The following is a 21,995-nucleotide window of genomic DNA, read 5'->3' as shown; positions in this document are numbered from 1 at the left end:
ATCTGCCATGTGGTTCCTCCGTCCAGACTGTACTCTGTTTTCTCCACACCCGATCCATGATCAGTGGCAGTCAATGTTACCATTACCGGACTTACGTACCAACCATTTTGTCCATCCGGCTGCGCAGGAGACATGGAAGCTGTCGTAACTGGCGCAGCAGCATCTGTAATGTCCACGATCGTCATCGAATAGGGCTTCAATTGGATCTGTCCGGCAAAACTTGAGACAGGTGCCTCTGGCAACGGATTGACCTGAGGAGCGTCCAGCCAGCTCGCATTCGGATTGGTCAGGTAATCCGGCAAAGGATTTTCTCCCCCGTATATCCAATTCGTCTTGAGCGCCGCTCCTGGTACGGATACATTAACCGGGTTCATCGTGCGGTTGGCAAATACGACCTTCTTAATGCCGCTTGCATCGCCGAATCCCCATGCGCCAACATCCGCGACATTATAATATACATTCGTTGCTATAAAGCGAAGCTTTTCATTTTGAACGTTGCCCTGTGCGAGATTGATCTTGTAGTAACTGCTGTTTGCGTCAAGCAAATCGCCTAATGCTTTAAATACATGAAAATTCGGTAATTTGACGAGATCGCCATTCGATGCTTGCTGCACGATTCCAAACCCCTGAGTATCCACCATCGCGTGAACGTCGGTAATCGTCACTGCGCCTGACTCGATCATTTGCAGCACCCGTTCCATACTGTGGATCGCAAATCCTGGCGTCTTCATGAACTGTTTGCGTGCCTTCTCGTTCAAGTCCGTCTCTCCGAAAATAACCGTCGGAAGCGAGGACCATTCCGTTACCCACATTTCCTTGCCCGGGAATTGATTTTTTTGAATGATGAGCCCTTCCAATGCGCTTTGGTTATACGTATACAAATAGTCCATCATCTTGCTGTTCGTCAAATCATTCAGATACGGAATAGGGGAATACACATGGACGATGATCGCATCGTAGAAACTGGTGTCTTGCGCCAGGCTCTGGTTCCAAGCAGCAACCCGCCCCCCTTGCGTCGCTCCCCAGTCGACATTAGGATCTGGCTGATTATTGGGGTCAGCCGCGATCCTGTCTTCAAGGTCTTTCGCGACTGCGACAATACCAACTCTTATGGTTGGGTCGATGTTTTTGATGCCCTGATAAATCAATTTGCATTTTGCAATGTACTCGTTTACCGATGGGAACGCTTTATCAAAGAAAATGGAATATAGCTCATTCCCCATTTCCACATACATAGGCTGGGTTGTCAGCTGCTTCATCTGCCGAATTTGAGTCATAATTTCATCTACCGACTGTGAGATGACGTTCAAGTCATATACGTACGGCACACCCAAAGTATTGGCCAGATGGTACGAATTCGCAAGGGTTAGCCCTGGATAGCCCGGCTTTAAGCTTACATTTTCAATAGCCCCGATCGTTTTATTTCCGTAAAATTGCTGATAACGCGGATCCTTCGAATTAATAAGGGTATCTTCGTTGTACATGTAGAAATCGGCGCCTGTTCCATCCGGACCACGCACGTTTTGCAGCTTGAGCTCCATGCCGAGATTATCATGGCTTGCAGGTTGAAAGTCGGTCACCCTGCCGATTTTTAAAACTTGTTCGTTATGCACACCTAATAGATAGGGCGACAAAGCATGCGGAGTCGTATCGATCTGGAATTCCGCCGGTGAAACGGTTGGACCCGGTATAGGATTCACCGTAACCTGGGTTGTGGCCGAAAATCCGCCGTCTACCGTAGTAACAGCAACCATCGTCGTCCCAGCGGACAACGCTTTGATGGCTCTGGACTTGCTTGCTCCGCCGACCAAGCTTGCCACGGATGGGTCGCTGATTGACCATACGGTAAACGGGTTATCGGCATCAGTTGGAGCGATCGTCGCCGTAAGCTCCTCGGATTCCCCAACATATAGCGAAGTACTGGCCTTATTTAGGGAAACACCTGTTGGCCGGACATAGACGACAACGTCACTCTTATCTTGATAGGAACCGTCATACGTTGCAGCGGTAATAGTAGCCTGCCCCTTTGCGACGGCTGTAACAACACCAGTTTGATCGACTGTTGCTACAGCATGGTTGCTTGAGCTCAATACGACATTTTTTCCGGTTTTATTGGTGATCGGAATAGGCGCGCTATTTCCTCTGGCGTAAGCGGCCAGCTTGGTGCCCATGACTAATTTTGAGCTTTCATGGTTCCAAATTTTAATATCATCAATAGTCGCCTTTAGATTGTATGTTGTCAACTGCACCTTGCCAACTGAATACGCAACGTTGGAAATGGCTCCGGCAAACGTATAATCAGGATCCGCTGCGCTTTTTACATATACTTGAACCGAATCGTCCAAAGCAGCCAGTTTGATATCGTAATCTATCCCTTGATTAAATGCTGCGGAATAAAAAGACTGCTCCGTACCACCTGCTTTAATATAGCTTAACCCGGTCCCCCTGATCAGCAGCCGTGTGTAATCGGATTCGCTCACATATCTAAGCTTAATTGAAATGAAGTTGCCGGCCAAATTGTCTCCACGATTAAACCGCATCGAAATCGTCTGATTTCTCCATTGTGCATTCGCCCCTTTGAGTTCAATCAGAGAGGAAGCGGTTGTTGTCGAAGATAAGCGGGAATTATCAACCATCCAAGTCCCCTGTACAGGATTCCATAGATTCATGCCATTGCTGAAATCGTCCTGGAACTGCAATACCCCTATGGAATCCACCGGGTCTATCACATAGATATCGAATTTCACTTGCGACAAATTGTCTGCCGTAGCGGCAGTAATAGTAACTAGTCCTCTGCTTAACCCGGTAACCACACCGTTTCCATCAACAGTTGCCTTCGCTGTATCTCCAGAAGTCCATATAACCGAATTTCCAGTCGCATTGATTAATTGCAAATTGGATTGACTTCCCACGTTTAAAGAAGACAATATGTTTCCGTTAGCCATAAAAGCCGAATCACGCAAATTGGTGACGCTTACATTATCGATCTCCACTTTATCGTTGAAGGTTGAAAATCTGACCTTCCCGCTTTGAACAGGTACGCCCGTAATCGTTCCTACACTCGTATAATTGGTTTCCGATTGAGTTTTTGCATATACTGTTGCCGTGCTTCCCGATATATTCATCTTGATGTCGTAGTTACTACCAACGGTAAATTTATAGCCGGAAAGGGACACCTCGCTAGACCCATTAATGGTATAACTTAACCCGATAGGCCGGATCATCAAGCTTAAATTGCTGGTATTGCTAATATACCTCGTATATACTCTTGTAAATCCACCTCCCGGCGTTTCCAAGATTTTCAGCCTGAAATCAACGATTTGATCCTGCCAAACCGAATTCGTCCCTTTCATCTCAATATTGTTCGAGCTGGACGTTGTAACGCGAAGTGCGCCATTATCAACGACCCATGACCCGTTAATTCCATTCCACAGTGACATCCCTGTACTGAAATCATCTTGGAACTGAAGGACGCCTGCACTTCCAGTGGCAAATCCTTTAGGTAGCGGGAGTAACAACGAAACTAGAAGCGTACATAAAATGAGCCCTGACATTATCTTTTTATACATTATGCATCCACCCTTTCTTCATTTTCATTAATGGAGTTTGAATTAATGGACCTCCAATCTCACCGTAAAGGCCCCAAAAAAGAAAGCGTTTTCTCATTTGATCAAGACGAATGCAAACGCTAGGTTTGCATCCGTCTTTCCAAATCCATTTTCTGCCGTTAGGAGAGTCCTTACTTCGAGCCGTAAGTCCGCTTATAGGCCGTGTTGTACATATTCACGATGTCGTCCAGGCCGAGCTTCTTCGACTGTTCGATTAAGTCATTGATTTTCTCATCGTTGATCGGTGTTTTCCCCATCACGAATTCAGCCATTCTCTGATCCAGATATTTCGTGAGATTGTTCAGCTTCGACTTCTCCATCTCCTGCTCTTCTTTCGTCTTCACGTAGGATCGCGGAGCTGAGATGACAAGCGGTTCGTAAGCCGCATTGATTTTCTTCGTCTTCTCGTCCAATGCGCTTTCCCAAGCCAAGCGCGGGAGAGCGAAGTCAAAGCCGATCATCGGATACCAGACGCCGTAATCGCGACGAAGCGTGTTGTATGGGGCCGTTCCGAACTCCTCCATAAAACGAGGCTTTCCGTCCACCATTTTATACGTCTTACCCTCGATACCAAGATTAAGCAGTTTCTTGCCTTCTTCGCCAACTAAATAATCGATAAGTTTGACTGCCGCTTGCTTATCTTTGACTTTGGCAGATACCGCCATACCCAGACTTCCAACAACCGGACGGGAGAACAAATAATTTTTCACACCTGGAGCAGTAACAGGTAGAAATCCGTCCAAATTGAATTGCTGATTGCCGCTTGCTGTGCGCGCTTTGCTCTGGAGAAGTTCGACATCCGCCTTCCAATAGTAAGTGACGAACGATTTGCTCGAGATCAGCCGCTCGTCATATTGCGCCCGTGTCAGCAGCGAATATTCGGGGTCTAGCAGTTTCTCACTGTACAATTTATTCATGAATTGGAGAGCTTCCTTGAATCCTTTCTGATTCCCAGTAAATGCAAATTGATCGTTCGCGGGATTCAGGTTGATATAACCTTGTATACCGGTAAATGCTTTCATAAATACGCCATACACCCCCATCTCGCCGGACTCAGGCGGGGTCAACGTAAGCGGGTAGGAATCAGGATTCTGCTGCTTGAACGCTTTGAGGAGCTGGTAGAGCTCATCGAGGGTTGTCGGTGCTTTCAAACCGTATTTATCCATCAGATCTTGTCGCACATACCAGGCCTGGTTGAATCCTTTTCCCCCGATATAGCTGTCCAGTTGAGGAATCGTGTACAAGCCTCCATCCGCTGCGGTGGCCTGCGCCTTCGCTTCCGGATTCGAATCGAAAAACTTCTTGATATTGGGGGCCTGATCCAGGTAATCCTTCAGATTCAGAAATATCTTCTCTTGACCATACTCCCGGCCCTCCTGATTGGTCACCAACATCAAGTCGGTAACCGAATTGGTCGCAATCAGAATCTTTTGCTTCTCGGCAAAAGACGCGGCTGGAACCGCCTGGAATTCAATCTTAGCACCCGTTTTCTTCTCAAGCTCCTTGAACACTTCCCAGTCTTGACGCACAGGCCCTTCGACGCGATCGGCAACAAGCCACGTGAACACAGACGATTTCGGCTTCGCCGCTCCTGAATCACTTGTTACAGGATCCGGCGATTGGCCGACTTTCCCTCCGCTGCTGCAAGCCGTTGCAATCCCGGCAAGCAGGACCGGGACAAGCATCGCCGCTATATTCTTCTTTTTCATATTGCAAACCTCCCATTATCTAGTTTTATCTATAGAAAACAGATTCGATGTGAATCCGACTCTATCCTTTCACTCCACCAATCATGCTGCCTTGAACGAAATGTTTCTGAACAAACGGGTACACGCACAGAATAGGCAGCGTTGCAATCATAATCAGCGCATACTTCACCGTTTCCATCGAATTGAGATCGCCTTCGCCCTGCGGCGGATTCAAACCTTCGATCAGATAGCTGCGCAGCATGATCTGCAGAGGATACATGTGCTTTTCGTTCAAGTAAAGGAGCGCATCGAAAAAGGCATTCCACTGTCCAACGGCTGTAAACAGGCTAATCGTCATGATAACCGGCATGGAGAGTGGAATCACAGTGTGCAGCAGCACTTGCACCGGCCCGCAACCGTCTATCGTTGCGGCATCTTCAATCTCCTGCGGAAGCGCTTCAAAAAAGGTCCGCATAATAAAGAGGTGCCAGGTGCTGATCAGCGAAGGAAGGACAATCGCCCAGATCGTGTTGAGCAAATTCAGCTGCTTCACGACCATGAAGGTCGGAATCAGTCCACCGCTGAACAGCATCGTAAAGGCTGCGAGCATCAGGATCGCCCGTCTGCCGGGCAGCCATCTCTTGGCCAGTGGATATGCCATCGCAGCCGTCGCAAACACGGTCAACAGTGTATGGAAGAGCGTGTAGCGGATCGTATTCCAGTAGCTAAGCCATAGTTGTTTATCCGAAGCTAGCCGTTCGTAAGCAATCAGAGTAATCCCTTTAGGCCATAGCACGATCTTTCCTGCCGCTACCATGGCGTTGTTACTGATAGAAGCTGAGAACACAAAAACCATCGGATACAGCATAACGATAATCAATAACAGCATGATAAGTACGTTGAAGAAGTCGAACAACTTCGATGGAAAACTTTGCTTGGTATGCATGTGTACCTCCTTCTACCATAAACTGGTCTCGGAATGTTTGCGGGCGATCCGGTTTGCGAACACGACCAGCACGAGACCGATAACCGATTGGAACAGGCCGACGGCAGATGCAAAGCTGAAGTCTGCATCGAGAATCCCTCTTCGGTACACGTAAGTATTAATCACGTCCGAGGTTTCATAGTTCAGAGGGTTATACAGCAGAATGATCTTCTGGTAGCCGATCTCCATAATGTGGCCCAAATTAAGCACGAACAAAATAATCATGACCGGGACCATGCCGACAAGCGTAATATGCCACATCTTTCGGAAGCGGTTCGCACCGTCCATCTCGGCTGCTTCGTACAAGGACGGGTCGATACCCGCAATTGCCGCTAGATAAAGGATTGTGCCCCAGCCCGCTTTTTGCCAGATTTCCGATCCGATGAAGATCGTTCGAAACCATTCTGGGAGCCCGAGGAACATGACGGGTTCAGCACCGAACCACTTCATGATGACATTAGCTATCCCAGTCGTGGGCGACAGGAAGATGACGAGAATGCCCGCGATCACCACGGTGGACAAGAAATGCGGCATATAGCTGATCGTCTGGACCATCCGTTTAAAATACTTGTTCCTCAGCTCCTGAAATAGAAGCGCTAACACGATCGGTGTCGGAAAATGGAACAATAAATCGTACATGTTCAGCATCAGCGTATTGCGTATGAGCTTCCATGAATCGGGCGTGTTCACGAAAAACTCGGTGAAATGCTTGAATCCAACAAACTTGCTGCCCCAGATGCCAAGTCCCATTGAATAATCCTGAAACGCGATAAGGATCCCGTACATTGGAACATATTTAAAAATGATATAGTACAGAATGCCCGGCAGCATCAACAAGTATAGGATCTTGTTCTTCCGAGCGACCCTCCAGCCCGCTTTCCAATTGCTTGCAACCATTCATGAATCACACTCCCAAGTCGTTCATCTGTATAGTCGTTTCTGTATCGCCTCAGCGATTTGGCTAACCTGAGGCAAGCCGGGAACGCTTAGTCATAGCATAGGGATATGCCCCCTCCCATGTAAATCGTGCATTTTTTCGCGATTGGCTCATTTTGCGAAGAATGCGAGAATAGCAAAAGAAGCCGGCCAATTGGCCGACTTCTCGGTTCTACATGATGCTGTGGTATCCTCTCTCTCACGCGCTTTAAACAAAAAAGGCACACCGCGCAAAAAAAGCCCATTTACTTGATGCTGCGGTATTTCCCGGGCGTAACCCCTTCGTACTTACGAAAGCTGCGAATAAACGCATTGCTTCCCAAATAACCTACCCGCTCCGCAATTTCTTCGATCTTCATGTCTGTCTCGCGCAGCAGCTGTTTGGCTGCCGACAGGCGGACACTCGTAATGAATTCCACATATTTCTCACCGACCACCTCTTTGAACGTGCGGCTGAAATGACTGACCGACATATTCATCTGTTCCGTAAACCGCTCGATCGACAGATCCTCGTCATAATGTTCGCGGATATACCTCACGACATCTTCGAACTGGTCGCTGCGGCTCATCGACGGCAGCGAAAGGAACAGCATGGCGTGGATGCGTTCGAGACACTGCTCCATCTCGTCCCAAGTCTGACTTCGGTTCAAGGAATCAAACAATCCGGAATACGTCGAGATCTCCAAGTCGTTTCTGTCGGTCTCAACGGCGCGAATCCATGTATTGAGCACATCGGAGAACAAACTTTTCATCTGAGAGGCGTTCGCTTGCTTCCTTTTGCTTGTTTCGAGAAACTCTCTCGCAGACTGAAGCAAACGAGGGTAATCGCCCGTTCGATAGACATTTCCGATCCGATTGACTTCCTCCGCGGAGAGAAAACTGTCCAACGGCTCCCGGTCGTCCCAGCTGTCCTCATCACTGAATATTTCAACTTGGGCATTCAAGCTTTTTTGCTTCAGCAGCGCTAATCCGTATTGATAGGATACACTCAGCTCGCCCATCGTTCGGACGATCTTGCCTAATCCGATCGTCGCTTTAAAATAGATAGCGTACGGCTCCAGCACCGATTTGATTTGTGCGGCGACCTCCGCCAACTCCCCTTGCTGGTCGTGATCCCAGTGAACGACACAGGCCAGTATGTCCGCCCGGGTCTGGCAAAGCCAGATCGTGCCCTGCGCCTGCTTGCCGATCATCTCCTTCACTTCCGCGAGCAGAAACGACTTGGACGTTTCCGACAGCTGCTCAAGTACGGAGTCGTAATATTGATACTCGACCACAAGCACGGCGCGCGCTCCCTCAAGCTCACAGGTAAACGCAATTTCTTTGGAATAATACGCGATTGACAAGTCATCCCGATATTCCCCGAGCAATATTCGCGAGATAAAATCCTCTTGGACGACAGGAAGAATTCCCTTTACCAATTGAGACAGCTCTTTATGCTCGTTCATCAACAACTTAGTAAATCGTTGGATGATATCGAAATCGTTATCGTTCGGCACCGCATGCTCCGATAGACGATGCGGAGGATGCGACTGCAGCCTGTTCCGGATCTCCGAGATCGGATTGTACAAGCGGCGGCTCAAATAATAGGATACGAAAACGCCAAGCAGCAGAAAAAAACAGAGAAACGCGATGCTTAACATTCTAAGCATGCGCGCAGGCTGCATCAGCTTCTGCAGATCGACCCAGCTGACGTAGTACCACGATGAATCGAATTCCGACCGGACGTAGGATGCGGCCTGTCTACGATCATATTTGGCCAAGGCTCCTTCGGACCCCGAATGAATCACCTTCAGCCATTGTTCTTTATCCAGCTTTTCTTCATCCGACTGGCTGACCACACTGCGGTCCGCATCCAGGATCGCAGTGCGGGAGATCCAGCTCTCCTGCGTCTGAATCAAGCGCTGCAGCTTTTCCTTCTCAATCTGAACAGAGAGGAATACGCCCGGCATATCGGAATTGAACGGAAACCCCATGACGACGGACGTGAAAGAAGCTCTAGCCCCGTAATCCGTCATGTAAGCGTAGTACGGATCGGTGAAGTGCATCATTTTTTTGCCTGTGAATTGCGACCATAGACGCTCGGCGTCCGGCGGCTCCAGTGAAAACTGATTCCTGAAATAATATGACTTGCTTGTATGAATATGATGATCGATCACAAGATCGGCATTGGCAAAGTAAAGAAAGGCCCCGGATACGATCGGTTCCGTCCGGATCGTATTCATCTCTTCCATCGTCGCATAGAAGAGCTCGATCTGTTCGGGGGTCGGCGGCTGCTTGCCGATATCCTTCAACAAGCTTTTCATGTTGGGCGAGCCGAGCAATTGAATCATGCTAGCTTGCAAGGATTGGAGATGAGCATCCATCTGTCTCGCGTAATTGCGCATAATGCCTAAACTGGATTTTTCAGCTTCGTTCTCGATTAAACGAACGACGAACACATTGATGAATATGGTAGCGACAATAGCCGGTACCACGATAAGCAAGAAATATTTCGCGAAAAACTGCCAGAAGAGAGTGATCCGAAACGATTTCGTTTTGAAAAAAACCGGCATTAGTCGACCTTCCCCTCTCTGTATCGGCGATAGCAATTAAAAATGAAACGACATTCCCCGCCTTATGACAGCAAGGAATGCCCGTTCCGGAAAACATGCTGTTTCCCCATCATACAGGAAACTAGTCGATTCGGCATTAGTGTCTAAATGACAATCCCGATTTTGCCGTTATCGACCTGAACCTTATAGCTTCTCGTTCGAACTTTCTCGTCAAAGATCGATTTCCCAGTCTTGATCTCGAATTCCCAGCCATGCCAAGGACAACGTACCAGCTCGCCATTGCGGCCGAATTCGTATTCGTATACCTTGGACGGCAGCGTTGTTCCGCAAACCGGACCTTTGCACAACGGAGCGCCTTCATGCGGACACCTGTTATGCAGCGCGTAATATTCGCCTCCTACGCAGTAGATTCCGATAGACCGGCCCTCGACATCCACGATCTTGCTCTGGCCTTCCCGAATATCATCCGCTTCAGCTACATAATGGATTGCCATTGTTCATCCCCCCCTCCTATATGCGATACAACGCTTTGGCGTTATTGTAAAATATTTTTTGCCGCGCTTCGGAGCTAAGCCGCTTCAAAATCTCCGTCGGCATATCGTTGTCCCAATGTGGATAGTCGCTGGAGAACATCAATATATTCTCGGCATCGATCATATCGAAGATCGAGATCAGCTGCTTAGGGTCATCTGGTTCCTCGATCGGCTGTGTGGAGAACATGCAGTGTTCCCGGATATACTCGCTCGGCAGCCGCTTAAGCCATGGCACCGAGGAACGCAATGCCTTGTAGTTTTTATCCAGCCGCCACATGAGATGTGGAAGCCACGCGATGCCGCCCTCCAGCATCACGAACTTCAGCTTCGGAAATTTCTCGAATACGCCTTCGCAGACGAGACTGGTCAGATGTGCCATATAATTTTGCGAAAGGCAGGTATGCCACTCCAGATAACGGGTTGGATAACCCGCTGGCGTCGGGGCCGGCATCCCTGCTGCGCCTTCGCCCCCCGGATGAATGGCAATGGGCAGACCATGCCGCTCGGCTGCTTCGTAAATCGGATGGAACTGGCGCTGTCCGAGCCCTGCACGCTGCGCGCTGCCCATGAGAACCTGTACCATTGCCGGATGATCGGCCAGCCGATCGATCTCCCTCACAGCGAGGGACGGATCCTGCGGAGCGACGGTGATCGAACCCCGGAATGATTCGTGCTTCGGCAGCCAGTCGGCAACAATATGATCGTTGTAGGCCGAAACGAGAGCTGCTGCGTAATCCGGATCATGGATCGTCGAGGAGTTCGTCAAGTTGCCCGTTAGGATCACTTTATCCATGTTGAACTGTTCGACAAGATCCTTAACGAGATAATCCGGATCGGAGGCGGACGGTCCCCCGGAAGGTGTAATGCAATCCTTGCGGACGACCCCGACCGGAGACCAATATCCGTGCCCAGGAAAGCCGAGCCCCGAACTCGCTACTCTAGATCTCCACGGTTCCGGCAAATACGGCAGCAATTCTTGTGGACTCTTCAGGTCGTTATGGACATCGACATCAATGCATTTCATTTCCTTGTTCATACATCAAACCCCTTTCCTTCGTCTGTCCTTATTGTAATTTCTTTTGATAGAGGTTACGATTGGTAATCATACAGTTTTTTTAAGGATTCTACGATTTTCGAAGGACCGAGGGGAGACGTTTCTGATGAAGATCGAACATATTATATTCGACCAACAACCGGCCGGATCGAATTGGCATGTGGACCTGGGCCCTACTCGGCATCATATTCTGCTGCTCGTCGTAAAAGGAAAAGTACGCTACGCAATTGGTGACCGGACATTATGCATATCGAAGGGGGAAGGACTATTCCTAACCCAAGGCACTTGGCGGGCTGCAGAAGCCGATGAGAGCGAGCCTCACCATATGTACTCTGCTCACTTTAGTGATTTACCTCTCGATAAGCTTACTGGATTCAGCAGCGAGCCCATCTTGCAATACCGTCCGATCGGTTTTGACTACATCAAGCAGCGCTTCTCCGTTCTCAACGAATCGTGGATCGGCAAGATGCCTTTCTATGAGATGATATCCGAAGGCATATTGACGGAGATACTTGGACTTGTACAGCGTGAATTAACGAACGAAGCGTTCTCCTCCTCGCGTCGAAGTCTCGCGTTGCGGATTCAGCAATATATCGTTCAGCATTATCGGGAACCTCTGCGGATACAAGATCTCGCCCAGCATGTCGACCGAAGTCCGAATTATGTTTCGAATGTGTTCAAGGAAGTAATCGGACGAACGCCGGTAGAATATATGCATGAGATACGCGTCGCCTCCGCAAGGGAGCTGCTTCTGACGACGAATATGACGATCGGGGAAATATCGGATTCGCTCGGCTACTGCGACCAGACCTATTTCAACTACATGTACAAGAAAATCGTCGGGCATCCACCTTCCCACTCCTTGAAGCTCGGGAAAATGTAATCATGCTGCATAAAAACAAAACAGGTCCTCCACCGCTACCGGTGAAGGACCTGAACCTGTCCCTACGTGCCTATTCCAGCCCATTTACCTCGAATTCGTAAATACGAGCCGCCGTATCGCCGCCTTGCGTCGCCTTCACAATGGTAAGCTTCACATATCTCGCTTTGGTCAGCGAAATGGCATCCTTCGTCTCACCCATCGTGTTGCCCGTTACGGAAACCATATCCGTCCACGTGCTGCCATCGTTGCTGACTTGAATTTGATAATCTCTTGTATTGTAAGCAGCCGCTTCGCCGCCAGTGAAAGCCACGGTGACAAACAGGACAATCAGTGCAATGGTATAGAGAAACAATATTTTATTAAACATTTTCCGCTTCAAATGGTTCTGATAGAAGGTGCCTATTCTGGGCACGAGTCGCTCCCCCGCTCAATCTGATTTCGCGTCTAAGTGTATCATCGAATCCGAAAAAAGAGCAACTGGGTAATTGATTTGAAAAGCGAGAAGGAGAAAAGATCTACGCTATAGAAGATTCATACATCGAGTTATAACGGGAGGATTACCACATGCTAATTGAGCACCAGCTTGAGAGTCAAACCTTATTTTTCCAGGCCTTTCAATATGCTCCGATTGGTATGGTTCTCGTAGCAATTAATGGGAGCGTACTCAAAGCAAATTCAACTGTCTGCTCGATCCTAGGCTTGTCTGAGGAAGAATTACTCCTTAAGACCGTTCAAGAAATGACACATCCCGATGACTTAAACCTTGATCTTGCATATAGGGACCAATTAATAGAGGGTATGAGAGAGTCATACCAAATGGAAAAACGCCTAATTAAGCAACAGGGCGAGATTGTATGGGTACAAATAACGGTCTCCTTAGTAAAAAATAAAGCTGGTGAACCCCAATTTTTCATATCGCAGGTTATCAATATCACCGACCAAAAGGTCGCTTATAATGAAATACAGGAGAAAAAACGCCTTTTATTAGAAAGAGAGCAGCGCTATCGATCCGTTGTGGAGCATGCATTTGATTTCATTACTATGCACAACCCTGACGGAACCTATCTCTACGCTTCTCCTTCTTGTTATGAAGTTCTTGGGTATGCGCCTGAAGAAATGATCGGGAAAGCAGGTTATGAATTCCTTCATCCTGAGGATGTCCAAATAGCCATTCAGGATCATATAGCTATCCTTCAAACAGACAAGCAATCTAACAGGATTGTTCGAATACGAAAAAAGGATGGGAGTTATATATGGACCGAGTCAACTAGCAGCTCCCTTCTTGATTCAGAAACAGGTGAGCTTAAAGAAATTATCGTCGTTTCCAGAGATATCACCGAACGAATCAAAAAAGAGCGTAACTTGCAGGACAACGAGCAGCGTTATAAATCCCTTTTCGACTATCATCCGGATCTAATTTATTCTATGGATTTGGAGGGTAACTACACCTCTATTAATCAATCTTTTGAAGAACTGATGGGTTATACGAAACAGGAAATGATAGAGAATCCGATAAACTTTCGTTCGGTCGTAGATCCAACAGATCATGAACAGGTAGAGCATCATTTCATTCAAGCGACAAAAGGTTTTGCACAACGATACGAGGCGTCAGGTATAAAAAGACAGGGAGACATACGACCTTCGATGTGACCAATGTCCCGATCCTTGTCAATCGGCAAGTCATTGGTGTCTACGGACTTGCTAGTGATATCACATACCGAAAAGAATTGTGGAAAAGGTTGGATTTCAGAGAATGCGCAGGATATTATTACGTTTGCAACGCCTGATGGCGTAGTTCGTTATGTTTCCCCTGCCATTAAGACTTCACTTGGATATGAGCCTGATGAATATGTGGGCAAAGTCGCAATCGACTTCTGGCACCCGGATGACGTCGCTTCCTTTATCGATGAAAATATTCTGCAAAAATCAGATGTCGATACTTTTACTAGCCGAGTTCGTCATAAACAAGGACACTATGTCTGGTTTGAAACAACGGCAAAAATCATACGTAATGATGACAGGCAAATTGTTAAAGTATTAGCTGTGGGAAGAGATATTAGTGAAAGAAAACGTGCGGAGCAAGAACTGAAAGCAGCGAAAGACCAGCTTGAGTCCTTTATTGATCGAAATGTGGATCCGATTCTTATCCTTAATTTAGAAGAAAAAGTAGTAAGATTCAATCATGCCTTTGAAAAAACGTATGGATGGACGGAGTCACAAATTGTTGGACTCCATCTACTTGATTTACCTAACATTCCAATTGAACTCAAACCAGAGGCCATTCATAATTTGGCTAGAATTAAATCGATTGAGGCCTTCGAAGGACATGAAACCATTAGAAAAAGAAAAGATGGCGTTATTCTTACGGTTATGATTTCGAGCTTCGCTATGCGGGGTGAGAATGGACATATTAATGGTTGGGCTCTGATCCTAAGGGATATCACTGACAAAAAGCAAGCGGAAGAGCTAATGATTAGGTCAGAAAAGTTATCCATTGCGGGTCAATTAGCGGCAGGAATTGCTCATGAAATTCGCAATCCAATCACTGCAATTAAAGGATTCGTTCAACTCATGAAATCTGGCATCGTCGAGAAAAAAATGTATTTAGACATCATGGCCTCCGAAATCGAACGAATTGAAATGATTCTAAGTGAACTATTAATTCTTGCAAAGCCTCAAATCTTTCAAACGGAACGTAAAGACATTCGGAAGCTCCTAGCTCAAGTGACCACCCTATTGGATACGCATGCCATTATCAACAATGTTCAAATCATCACGGAGTTTGATCCGGAGATTCCCCTTATTCTGTGTGATGAAAATCAACTGAAACAAGTGTGTATTAACTTTATTAAAAACTCTATCGAAGCTATGCCAAAAGGCGGAAATATCGTTATTCAATTAAAAAGTAAAAATGAAAATCCAAATCATATCTTGCTTCGCTTTATTGATCAAGGGTGTGGAATTCCCGAACACATTCTTTCTAAATTAGGAGAACCCTTCTACACAACAAAAGAAACGGGAACCGGACTCGGTTTCATGGTCAGTAAAAGAATTATAGAAAATCACAATGGGGAAATCGCCGTGTTCAGTGAGGAAAATAAAGGGACAACGATAGAGATAAGTCTTCCTATTACGCATTAAAGCGTCGTATTAGCGTCGTATGATGAGATCAACTAGATCATTCTGGTTGATCTCGTTTCATACTGGGGGGCTGCAGACGATATCTCTCTACACCTTATAAGCCCGCATCGCCTTACGTAGCTCTCTCCACGAAGGGCGCTTACCATACATCAACACGCCTGTGCGATAGATCTTAGCAGCAAGCCAAGCCATAGCACCGATAGATGCCAATTGAATGGCGATGGAGAGCCATATTTGCCAAATAGGCGGACTACTCATACCTATGCGCAGGAACATAATAAGTGGCGAGAAGAACGGTATGAATGACATCGTAACAACGAATCCGGCATTCGGGTTATTTAGTCCAAACATGGCAATCATGAAAGCTGCCACGATGAGCAGGGTTACCGGCATGATCGCCTGCCCAACCTCCTCTGTACGGCTCACAAGTGAACCTACAGCCGCAAAAACCGTTGCATAGATGAAGAACCCTAACAGGTAGAAGATTAAGAAATATACGATAAGTGATATTTGTAAATCGGACCAGTTAAGGTGCAGCTCCGAAATTAGTTTGCTGCTGCCAGAAAAGCTTAAATTGATTGCACCCACCACAATCGTCAGTGCTATTTGCGATAAAGCGAGTAGACAAATCCCGATGATTTTGCCAAACATTTGCTTAAGCGGCGATACACTGGTGATAAGAAGCTCCATCACGCGCGAGCTCTTCTCTGCTGTGATTTCCATCGCGACCATGTTCCCAAAGCCGATAACACCCATGTAAAGCATGAACAGCATCACGTATACGAGCGCGTAGGACATCACCATTTGCGATTCCGTTTTGCCAGACGCAGCCTTGTCATTAGTTGAGATTTGCACAGTCTCTAAGGAAACTGGCGCTTGAATATTAGCCTTTTGTTCGGCCGCGAGACCTGCTCCTTGTAAGGCCGCGTCAGTTTTAATAAGCTGAAGAGCTGTCTGAAGCTTGCCTTTTAACGAAAATTCCATCGTGCCTTCGGATTTATACACCATTTTCGGAAAACCGGCTGCAACGGCATCTGTAAATTCCAAATAGCCCTTGATCTTCTTATCAGCGATCTGCTGCTTACCTAAAGCTTCATTCGCTGCAGCACTACCCGCATCCGGAAGTGGAATAATGACAATATCCGGACTCGGTTGATTATTATAAAATGCCGTTAGCTTACCAGCAAGCTCCATTTGTTTGCCTCCAAAGACACCTATCTTCGTCGCTTCATGGGAGGAAAGTTTATCAATGAGTGCAGGTAAATGAATCATAATGGATAATAGCAAAATCAGAATCACACTCATCACACGAAACGATTTGGATCGAAAACGGGTCATGAAAGTGAATTGAATAACGGTCATGATCCTATTCATGTGCGCTCCCCACCTTCTGAATAAAGATTTCATTTAACGTTGGCTCCATCAACTGAAACCGATATACGTTTGACTGCCCCATAGCATGTCTGAGAATATGCTGCGACGCCGCAGCATCATTAATGCGTATCTCATACCCGGTCAGATGCTTTTCTACCCCAGTAATGCCTTGGAGCTTCTCCAAACCTTCAATCGGATTCTCGGTCTCGAGTATGATTCTCTCTTTAGGAAACGTTGCTTTGATATCTTTCAAGCTGCCTTGCACAAGCGTATTGGAACGATGCAGAATGCAAATATGCTCGCACAGCTCCTCCACATGATCCATCCGATGACTGGAAAAGAGAATCGTCTTTCCCTCGTCGCGTAAGCTTTTCACTGTTGTTTTCAGCAGCTCTACATTCACTGGATCTAGTCCACTAAAGGCTTCATCCAGAATTAGTATTTCCGGGTTATGTATGACCGCAGCGATGAATTGGATCTTCTGCTGGTTTCCCTTGGATAGCTCCTCCACCTTCTTGTTGTAGTATTCGGGGACGTCAAATCGCTCCAACCACATCTTCAGACTGGCATCAGCTTGTTTACGGGAAAGACCACGCAGCTCCGCTAAATAGATGATCTGATCGCTAACTTTGACCTTCGGATACAAACCTCGTTCTTCTGGCAAATAGCCCATCAGCTGTCTCAGCTCTTCCCGATAGCCTTGACCCTTCCACTTTATGCTTCCATGATCCGGATAAATGAGTCCTAATACCATCCGCATCGTCGTTGTCTTCCCAGCTCCATTAGCCCCAAGTAACCCATATATCTCTCCCTGCTTTACACGAAGCTGGATGTCATTCACTGCCGTTTTCTCCCCGTATTGCTTCGTAACATGATCAACGATCAAAGGATATGTCACCTTTTAACCACCTTCCTTAGATAACGTGTTTATTTGTACATGAATTAGTTTACCATAATATTTGGAAAAAAACGGGACAAAAAAAGCCGAATGTTGTGAGCATAACTCACACATTCAGCTTCTCCTTACAAGCCAAAAATCGCATCAATAACTGGCTTCGTTGTTCCACCTGGATACATCAAATACAGCAGAACATACACCATAACGCCTGTAGGCGCGGTAAGCAACCATACAATCGCGGCGACTCGTCCGATTTTTTTATGTTTTAGAAATTTGTTTTTGTAAGCAAACCATAATGTGATTAGACCCAGCACTCCACCCACCGTTGCCAGCGTTATATGGAAGAACAAGAATAAGTGATACGGCAGCTTCAGACTCTCCGGTCCGCCAAATGCCGTGTTTCCTTCAAACAAGGTACGGGACATGTAGATGATGAAAAACGCTAGTGCGAAGATTGCTCCAAGAACCATCAGCTTTTGATGCGTTTCCCGATTCCCTTTTACAATATGATACCAGCCGAAACCAACAAATATGGCACTGATAACGATAAACATCGTAGAAATAGTTGGTAAAATGTGCATCTCCATAAATCCTTTCTAAGCGCGATTCCAATTCCCGCCTTGGTTATTCAAGCTCTCTTGTGTCTCAAGAAGATCCATATCGTCATCTTCCTTACGCTCTCTACGGTACCATCTGAAGAAAATATAGGCAAGTGTAGTGCCATATACGACTTCTTGAATGATTTTCATAAGAACACCGCCGAGCTGTTGATCATCGAGCGGAGACAAATGAGTGAAAGGCACAGTAACGTTCGAATACATATCATAAATGATTGAATCAGCAAATATTATAAGCGCGCAGGCAGGTGTCAACAACATACCATTGCCAAAAATATAGGCCAATTTCTTCAGGTCATTCAGGCTATTCAGCTCCGGAAGTGGACAAAATACAGGGAACCACATCATGAACGCAGTAATCAGAAGCACCGTATGATAACTTAAAAGTAACACATCATTCTTCATCAAACCGTCCATAATTAAAGGCATGTGATAGATGGAGAAGAGCATGTTAAACAAAAACAGCGCGATCAGCGGACGTGTGAAAAATGAAAATATGCCGCGGAAGACTCGATTTTGCATAAAAAGACGGAGCACCCAAGCAGGCGTACCTAGCCATATAAATATAGGAACAATTAAATAAAGAATTGTTTGCTGCAGCATATGCACACTAAACAAGTAATGATGACCGATGTAGTTAATCGGACTCCCTTGTCCAATGTAGAATAGGGCAAGCCCCGTATAGAAATATAGCTTCTGCTTACCCGTAACTGGCTCGGCATCTGCGAAATTCCCATTCCCCTTAGCGACAAATCGACTATAGACATATCCGACAACGACGACCACCAACAGAATAACAGGATTCCACAAATCGAAAAATCCACCAATTTGGCTCATAGCTAATTTCTATCTCCTTTCAACTAAAAAAAGAGGAGGCACTTTGTCTAGACAAAGTTGCCTCTTCCTGCTTTCTTACCACCACATCCAATATACCGCTGTAATAACTCCTGTTAGAGCTACAAACGCTCCTGCCCCGAGGAAAATGAGCGGGAATAAGTGTCCTCTTTCTTTGGCATGCATCCAGAACAGAAGCTGGACGACAGCTTGCACAAGCGCCAAAGTTACGATGAAGATTAAAATAAAGGAACGATCTAAGTCTCCGTAAAGAACGACTGCGAATGCCAACATCGTGAGAAGAATCGAGATAATGTATGACAAGTAGTGGTTCAATGGTGATTCATGCTTAACTCGTTTGCTAGGTGCGTGTGTATCATGAGAATTGCTGCTCATCTTAGTGACCCACCTTCCCCATCAGATAAACGACTGTGAAGATAAATACCCAGACTAAGTCAATAAAGTGCCAATACAAGGCTGCTACATAAAACTTAGGCGCTGTAACAACCGTAAGACCTTTTTTGAGTCCTTGCAAAATCAACAGTGTAATCCAGCAAACACCGAACGCTACGTGAGCTCCATGGAACCCGACTAAGGTATAAAATGAGGTTGAGAAAGCACTTGTTGTGAACTTGTGACCTTCGTGCACATATTCAACGAACTCGTAAATCTCCATTCCCAAGAACGAAAGACCAAACAATACAGTAATTGCAAGCCAAAACAACAATTGTCCAAGCTTTTGTTTGTGCATCGCCATGATCGCGAATACACTCGTTAAGCTACTTGTTAAGAGGATGAACGTAGACCAGCCTACTGTTTTGAGCTTGAAAAGTTCATCCGCTGTAGGACCGTCTGGAACAGAGTTCCGAAGCGCGATGTAGGTTGCGAATAAACAACCGAACAACACAACCTCGGCACCGAGGAACAACCAAAATCCGAGAACTTTATTTTTCCCTTCGAGGGTAGCCGTTTCCGGATTAGCAGGCAGTGCGCCCGTATGATGAGTACTCATGCCTTTACCCCCTTGTCATCTTCAAGCTCTTCCTTTTCAATATGCCAACCATGATCGTCATATACGGAACGCAAGAACATTGCAATAAATGTAACAATCATACCCGCGGCAGCTAAATAATGGTTTTTGTACATAAAACCAAATCCTGCAATGAACAAACCAACGGACATAACAAGCGGTAAAATGGATGCTGAAGGCATATGAATCGAACCTACAGGTTCTGCCGGAGTCATCTCTTTATTACCAGCCATTTTTTCTTTCCAAAGTGCATCTAATCCGCGAACAAGCGGCGTTTGTTTGAAGTTATATTCAGGTGCAGGAGAAGGAATCGCCCACTCCAATGTACGACCGTCCCAAGGATCTGCGGGAGCCGTAATTGGTTTTCTTGCAGTTGTAATAATGTTGATTATGAATACTAATGTACCGATACCCATCAAGAATGCCCCTACGGTTGAAACCAAGTTACCTACTTCGAGATCATGTCCGGGTTGGTACGTAAAGACACGACGCGGCATTCCCATAAGTCCCAAGAAATGCTGAGGGAAGAATGTTAAATGGAAGCCAATGAAGAACAACCAGAAATGCAGTTTACCCATTCCTTCGTTTAACATACGTCCAAACATTTTTGGCCACCAGTAGTAAAGACCCGCGAACAAACCAAGCACTAGACCACCAACGATAACGTAGTGAAAGTGTGCGACAACGAAATACGTATCATGATACTGGAAGTCTGCTGCTGGAATCGCAAGCATAACCCCCGTTGTTCCACCCATTACGAATGTTGGGATAAAAGCTGTTGCGAATATATTCGCTGTTGTGAAGCGAATTTGCCCGCCCCAAAGTGTGAATAACCAGTTAAAGATTTTCACGCCAGTTGGAACTGCAATAGCCATAGTAGCAATCGCGAAGATGGAATTGGCCACTGGACCTAAACCAGCTGTAAACATATGGTGAACCCAAACCATGAAGCCTAGGAAACCAATCAAAACTGTTGCAAATACCATGGAGCTGTATCCGAAAAGACGTTTCTTCGAGAAAGTTGAAACGATCTCAGAAATGATACCGAAAGCAGGAAGAATCAAGATGTAAACTTCGGGATGCCCGAAAATCCAGAATAAATGCTCCCATAGTACGTTGTTACCGCCTCTGGCTGCATCGAAGAATGCACCGCCGAAGACACGGTCAAACATAAGTTCAACAAGGGCAACCGTAAATGCCGGGAAGGCAAGCACGATCAAACCGGAAGTAATGAAAGCAGACCATGTGAACATTGGCATACGCATATACGTAAGACCTGGTGCACGCATGTTGATAATGGTAACGAGGAAGTTAATCCCCCCGATTAGTGTACCAATACCGGCAATTTGTAATCCAATTACATAGAAGTCCATACCTTGCAGGTTGTTTTCTATTGTTTGTCCCAAAGCACTGTCTGTTATCGAGGACAGTGGTGCATACCCCGTCCAACCGCCATCAGGTGCCCCGCCTAGGAACCAACTAGTGTTCATCAGTACGCCACCTGCGATGAACAACCAGAGACCAAGTGAGTTAACGAAAGGGAACGCAACGTCCCTTGCACCAATTTGTAGAGGAACGATGGCATTCATGAATGCGAAGATAACCGGCATAGCCGCAAAGAAAATCATCGTTGTTCCGTGCATCGTCGTTAATTGGTTAAATGAATCACCGATAAAAATGTGTTGATCGGGATAAGCAAGTTGAATCCGGATCAAGATGGCTTCAAGTCCTCCTACGAGGAAGAAGAAGCCGCCCGCTATTAAGTACAGGATACCGATTTTCTTGTGATCGACTGTAGTGAGCCAATCCATCAAACCGCTGTATTTTTTTACTGGATGAGAGTGAGCCAACGTATTAAC

At 46.4% G+C, this 21,995-nt stretch carries 18 protein-coding genes; 3 read left to right on the top strand and 15 right to left on the bottom strand.

Features of this window, described 5'->3' with window-relative positions; translation table 11 throughout:
- From GC098_RS38035 to GC098_RS38005, 7 genes are all read right to left on the bottom strand, one after another.
- Positions 1–3,569: Ig-like domain-containing protein (locus GC098_RS38035; protein ID WP_171649514.1), on the bottom strand; the 3,569-nt coding region annotated here is incomplete at its 3' end.
- Between the two features lie 170 nt (positions 3,570–3,739).
- Positions 3,740–5,317, bottom strand: a complete 1,578-nt coding sequence (locus tag GC098_RS38030; protein ID WP_171649513.1) for an extracellular solute-binding protein — start codon at positions 5,315–5,317, stop codon at positions 3,740–3,742.
- A 61-nt stretch (positions 5,318–5,378) separates the two neighbouring features.
- On the bottom strand, positions 5,379–6,242 hold the full coding sequence (locus tag GC098_RS38025; protein ID WP_171649512.1) for a carbohydrate ABC transporter permease: 864 nt from the start codon (positions 6,240–6,242) through the stop codon (positions 5,379–5,381).
- A 12-nt stretch (positions 6,243–6,254) separates the two neighbouring features.
- Complete coding sequence (locus tag GC098_RS38020) at positions 6,255–7,178, bottom strand: ABC transporter permease (protein WP_171649511.1); 924 nt, start codon at positions 7,176–7,178, stop codon at positions 6,255–6,257.
- Positions 7,179–7,462: 284 nt separating this feature from the next.
- Positions 7,463–9,772: a helix-turn-helix domain-containing protein gene (locus GC098_RS38015; protein ID WP_171649510.1), complete on the bottom strand. Its 2,310-nt coding sequence runs from the start codon at positions 9,770–9,772 to the stop codon at positions 7,463–7,465.
- 143 nt (positions 9,773–9,915) lie between these two features.
- Positions 9,916–10,266 carry a Rieske (2Fe-2S) protein gene (locus GC098_RS38010; RefSeq protein WP_057302467.1) on the bottom strand — a complete coding sequence of 117 codons (351 nt, stop codon included), beginning with the start codon at positions 10,264–10,266 and terminating at the stop codon, positions 9,916–9,918.
- Positions 10,267–10,282: 16 nt separating this feature from the next.
- A complete protein-coding gene (locus GC098_RS38005) occupies positions 10,283–11,341 on the bottom strand; it encodes an amidohydrolase family protein (RefSeq protein WP_171649509.1) in 1,059 nt (352 codons plus the stop codon).
- A gap of 124 nt (positions 11,342–11,465) precedes the next feature.
- On the opposite strand from GC098_RS38005, the gene GC098_RS38000 reads away from it, so the two are divergent.
- A complete protein-coding gene (locus GC098_RS38000) occupies positions 11,466–12,242 on the top strand; it encodes an AraC family transcriptional regulator (protein WP_171649508.1) in 777 nt (258 codons plus the stop codon).
- 70 nt (positions 12,243–12,312) lie between these two features.
- Here GC098_RS38000 and GC098_RS37995 read toward each other — a convergent pair whose 3' ends face one another.
- A complete protein-coding gene (locus GC098_RS37995) occupies positions 12,313–12,654 on the bottom strand; it encodes a discoidin domain-containing protein (RefSeq protein ID WP_446686368.1) in 342 nt (113 codons plus the stop codon).
- Between the two features lie 152 nt (positions 12,655–12,806).
- Between GC098_RS37995 and GC098_RS37990 the strand changes: the two genes are divergently transcribed.
- Together GC098_RS37990 and GC098_RS37985 are read left to right on the top strand one after the other, a co-directional pair.
- On the top strand, positions 12,807–13,892 hold the full coding sequence (locus tag GC098_RS37990; protein ID WP_171649507.1) for a PAS domain-containing protein: 1,086 nt from the start codon (positions 12,807–12,809) through the stop codon (positions 13,890–13,892).
- 3 nt (positions 13,893–13,895) lie between these two features.
- A complete protein-coding gene (locus tag GC098_RS37985) occupies positions 13,896–15,383 on the top strand; it encodes a PAS domain-containing sensor histidine kinase (RefSeq protein ID WP_171649506.1) in 1,488 nt (495 codons plus the stop codon).
- A gap of 87 nt (positions 15,384–15,470) precedes the next feature.
- On the opposite strand, the gene GC098_RS37980 is transcribed toward GC098_RS37985, so the two are convergent.
- The 7 genes from GC098_RS37980 to ctaD all read right to left on the bottom strand — a co-directional run bounded on the left by GC098_RS37980 (position 15,471) and on the right by ctaD (position 21,986).
- A complete protein-coding gene (locus tag GC098_RS37980) occupies positions 15,471–16,757 on the bottom strand; it encodes an ABC transporter permease (protein ID WP_171649505.1) in 1,287 nt (428 codons plus the stop codon).
- Positions 16,750–17,655, bottom strand: a complete 906-nt coding sequence (locus GC098_RS37975) for an ABC transporter ATP-binding protein (RefSeq protein WP_171649504.1) — start codon at positions 17,653–17,655, stop codon at positions 16,750–16,752. Before GC098_RS37975 ends, GC098_RS37980 begins: the two co-directional genes overlap by 8 nt.
- A gap of 125 nt (positions 17,656–17,780) precedes the next feature.
- Positions 17,781–18,242, bottom strand: coding sequence for a DUF420 domain-containing protein (locus GC098_RS37970; protein ID WP_171649503.1), 462 nt, complete (start codon positions 18,240–18,242; stop codon positions 17,781–17,783).
- Between the two features lie 9 nt (positions 18,243–18,251).
- Entirely contained in the window at positions 18,252–19,109 is an 858-nt protein-coding gene (locus GC098_RS37965) for a cytochrome c oxidase assembly protein (protein WP_171649502.1), read from the bottom strand.
- 75 nt (positions 19,110–19,184) lie between these two features.
- On the bottom strand, positions 19,185–19,502 hold the full coding sequence (locus GC098_RS37960) for a cytochrome C oxidase subunit IV family protein (protein ID WP_171649501.1): 318 nt from the start codon (positions 19,500–19,502) through the stop codon (positions 19,185–19,187).
- A 1-nt stretch (position 19,503) separates the two neighbouring features.
- Positions 19,504–20,118: a cytochrome (ubi)quinol oxidase subunit III gene (locus GC098_RS37955; protein WP_171649500.1), complete on the bottom strand. Its 615-nt coding sequence runs from the start codon at positions 20,116–20,118 to the stop codon at positions 19,504–19,506.
- Positions 20,115–21,986: a cytochrome c oxidase subunit I gene (gene ctaD / locus GC098_RS37950; protein WP_171649499.1), complete on the bottom strand. Its 1,872-nt coding sequence runs from the start codon at positions 21,984–21,986 to the stop codon at positions 20,115–20,117. Before ctaD ends, GC098_RS37955 begins: the two co-directional genes overlap by 4 nt.
- Between the last annotated feature and the right edge of the window lie 9 nt (positions 21,987–21,995).

It is taken from the genome of Paenibacillus phytorum (genome assembly GCF_013141715.1).
Classification (GTDB): Bacteria; Bacillota; Bacilli; order Paenibacillales; family NBRC-103111; genus Paenibacillus_E; species Paenibacillus_E phytorum.
This window is presented reverse-complemented; position numbering and strand designations above follow the sequence as displayed.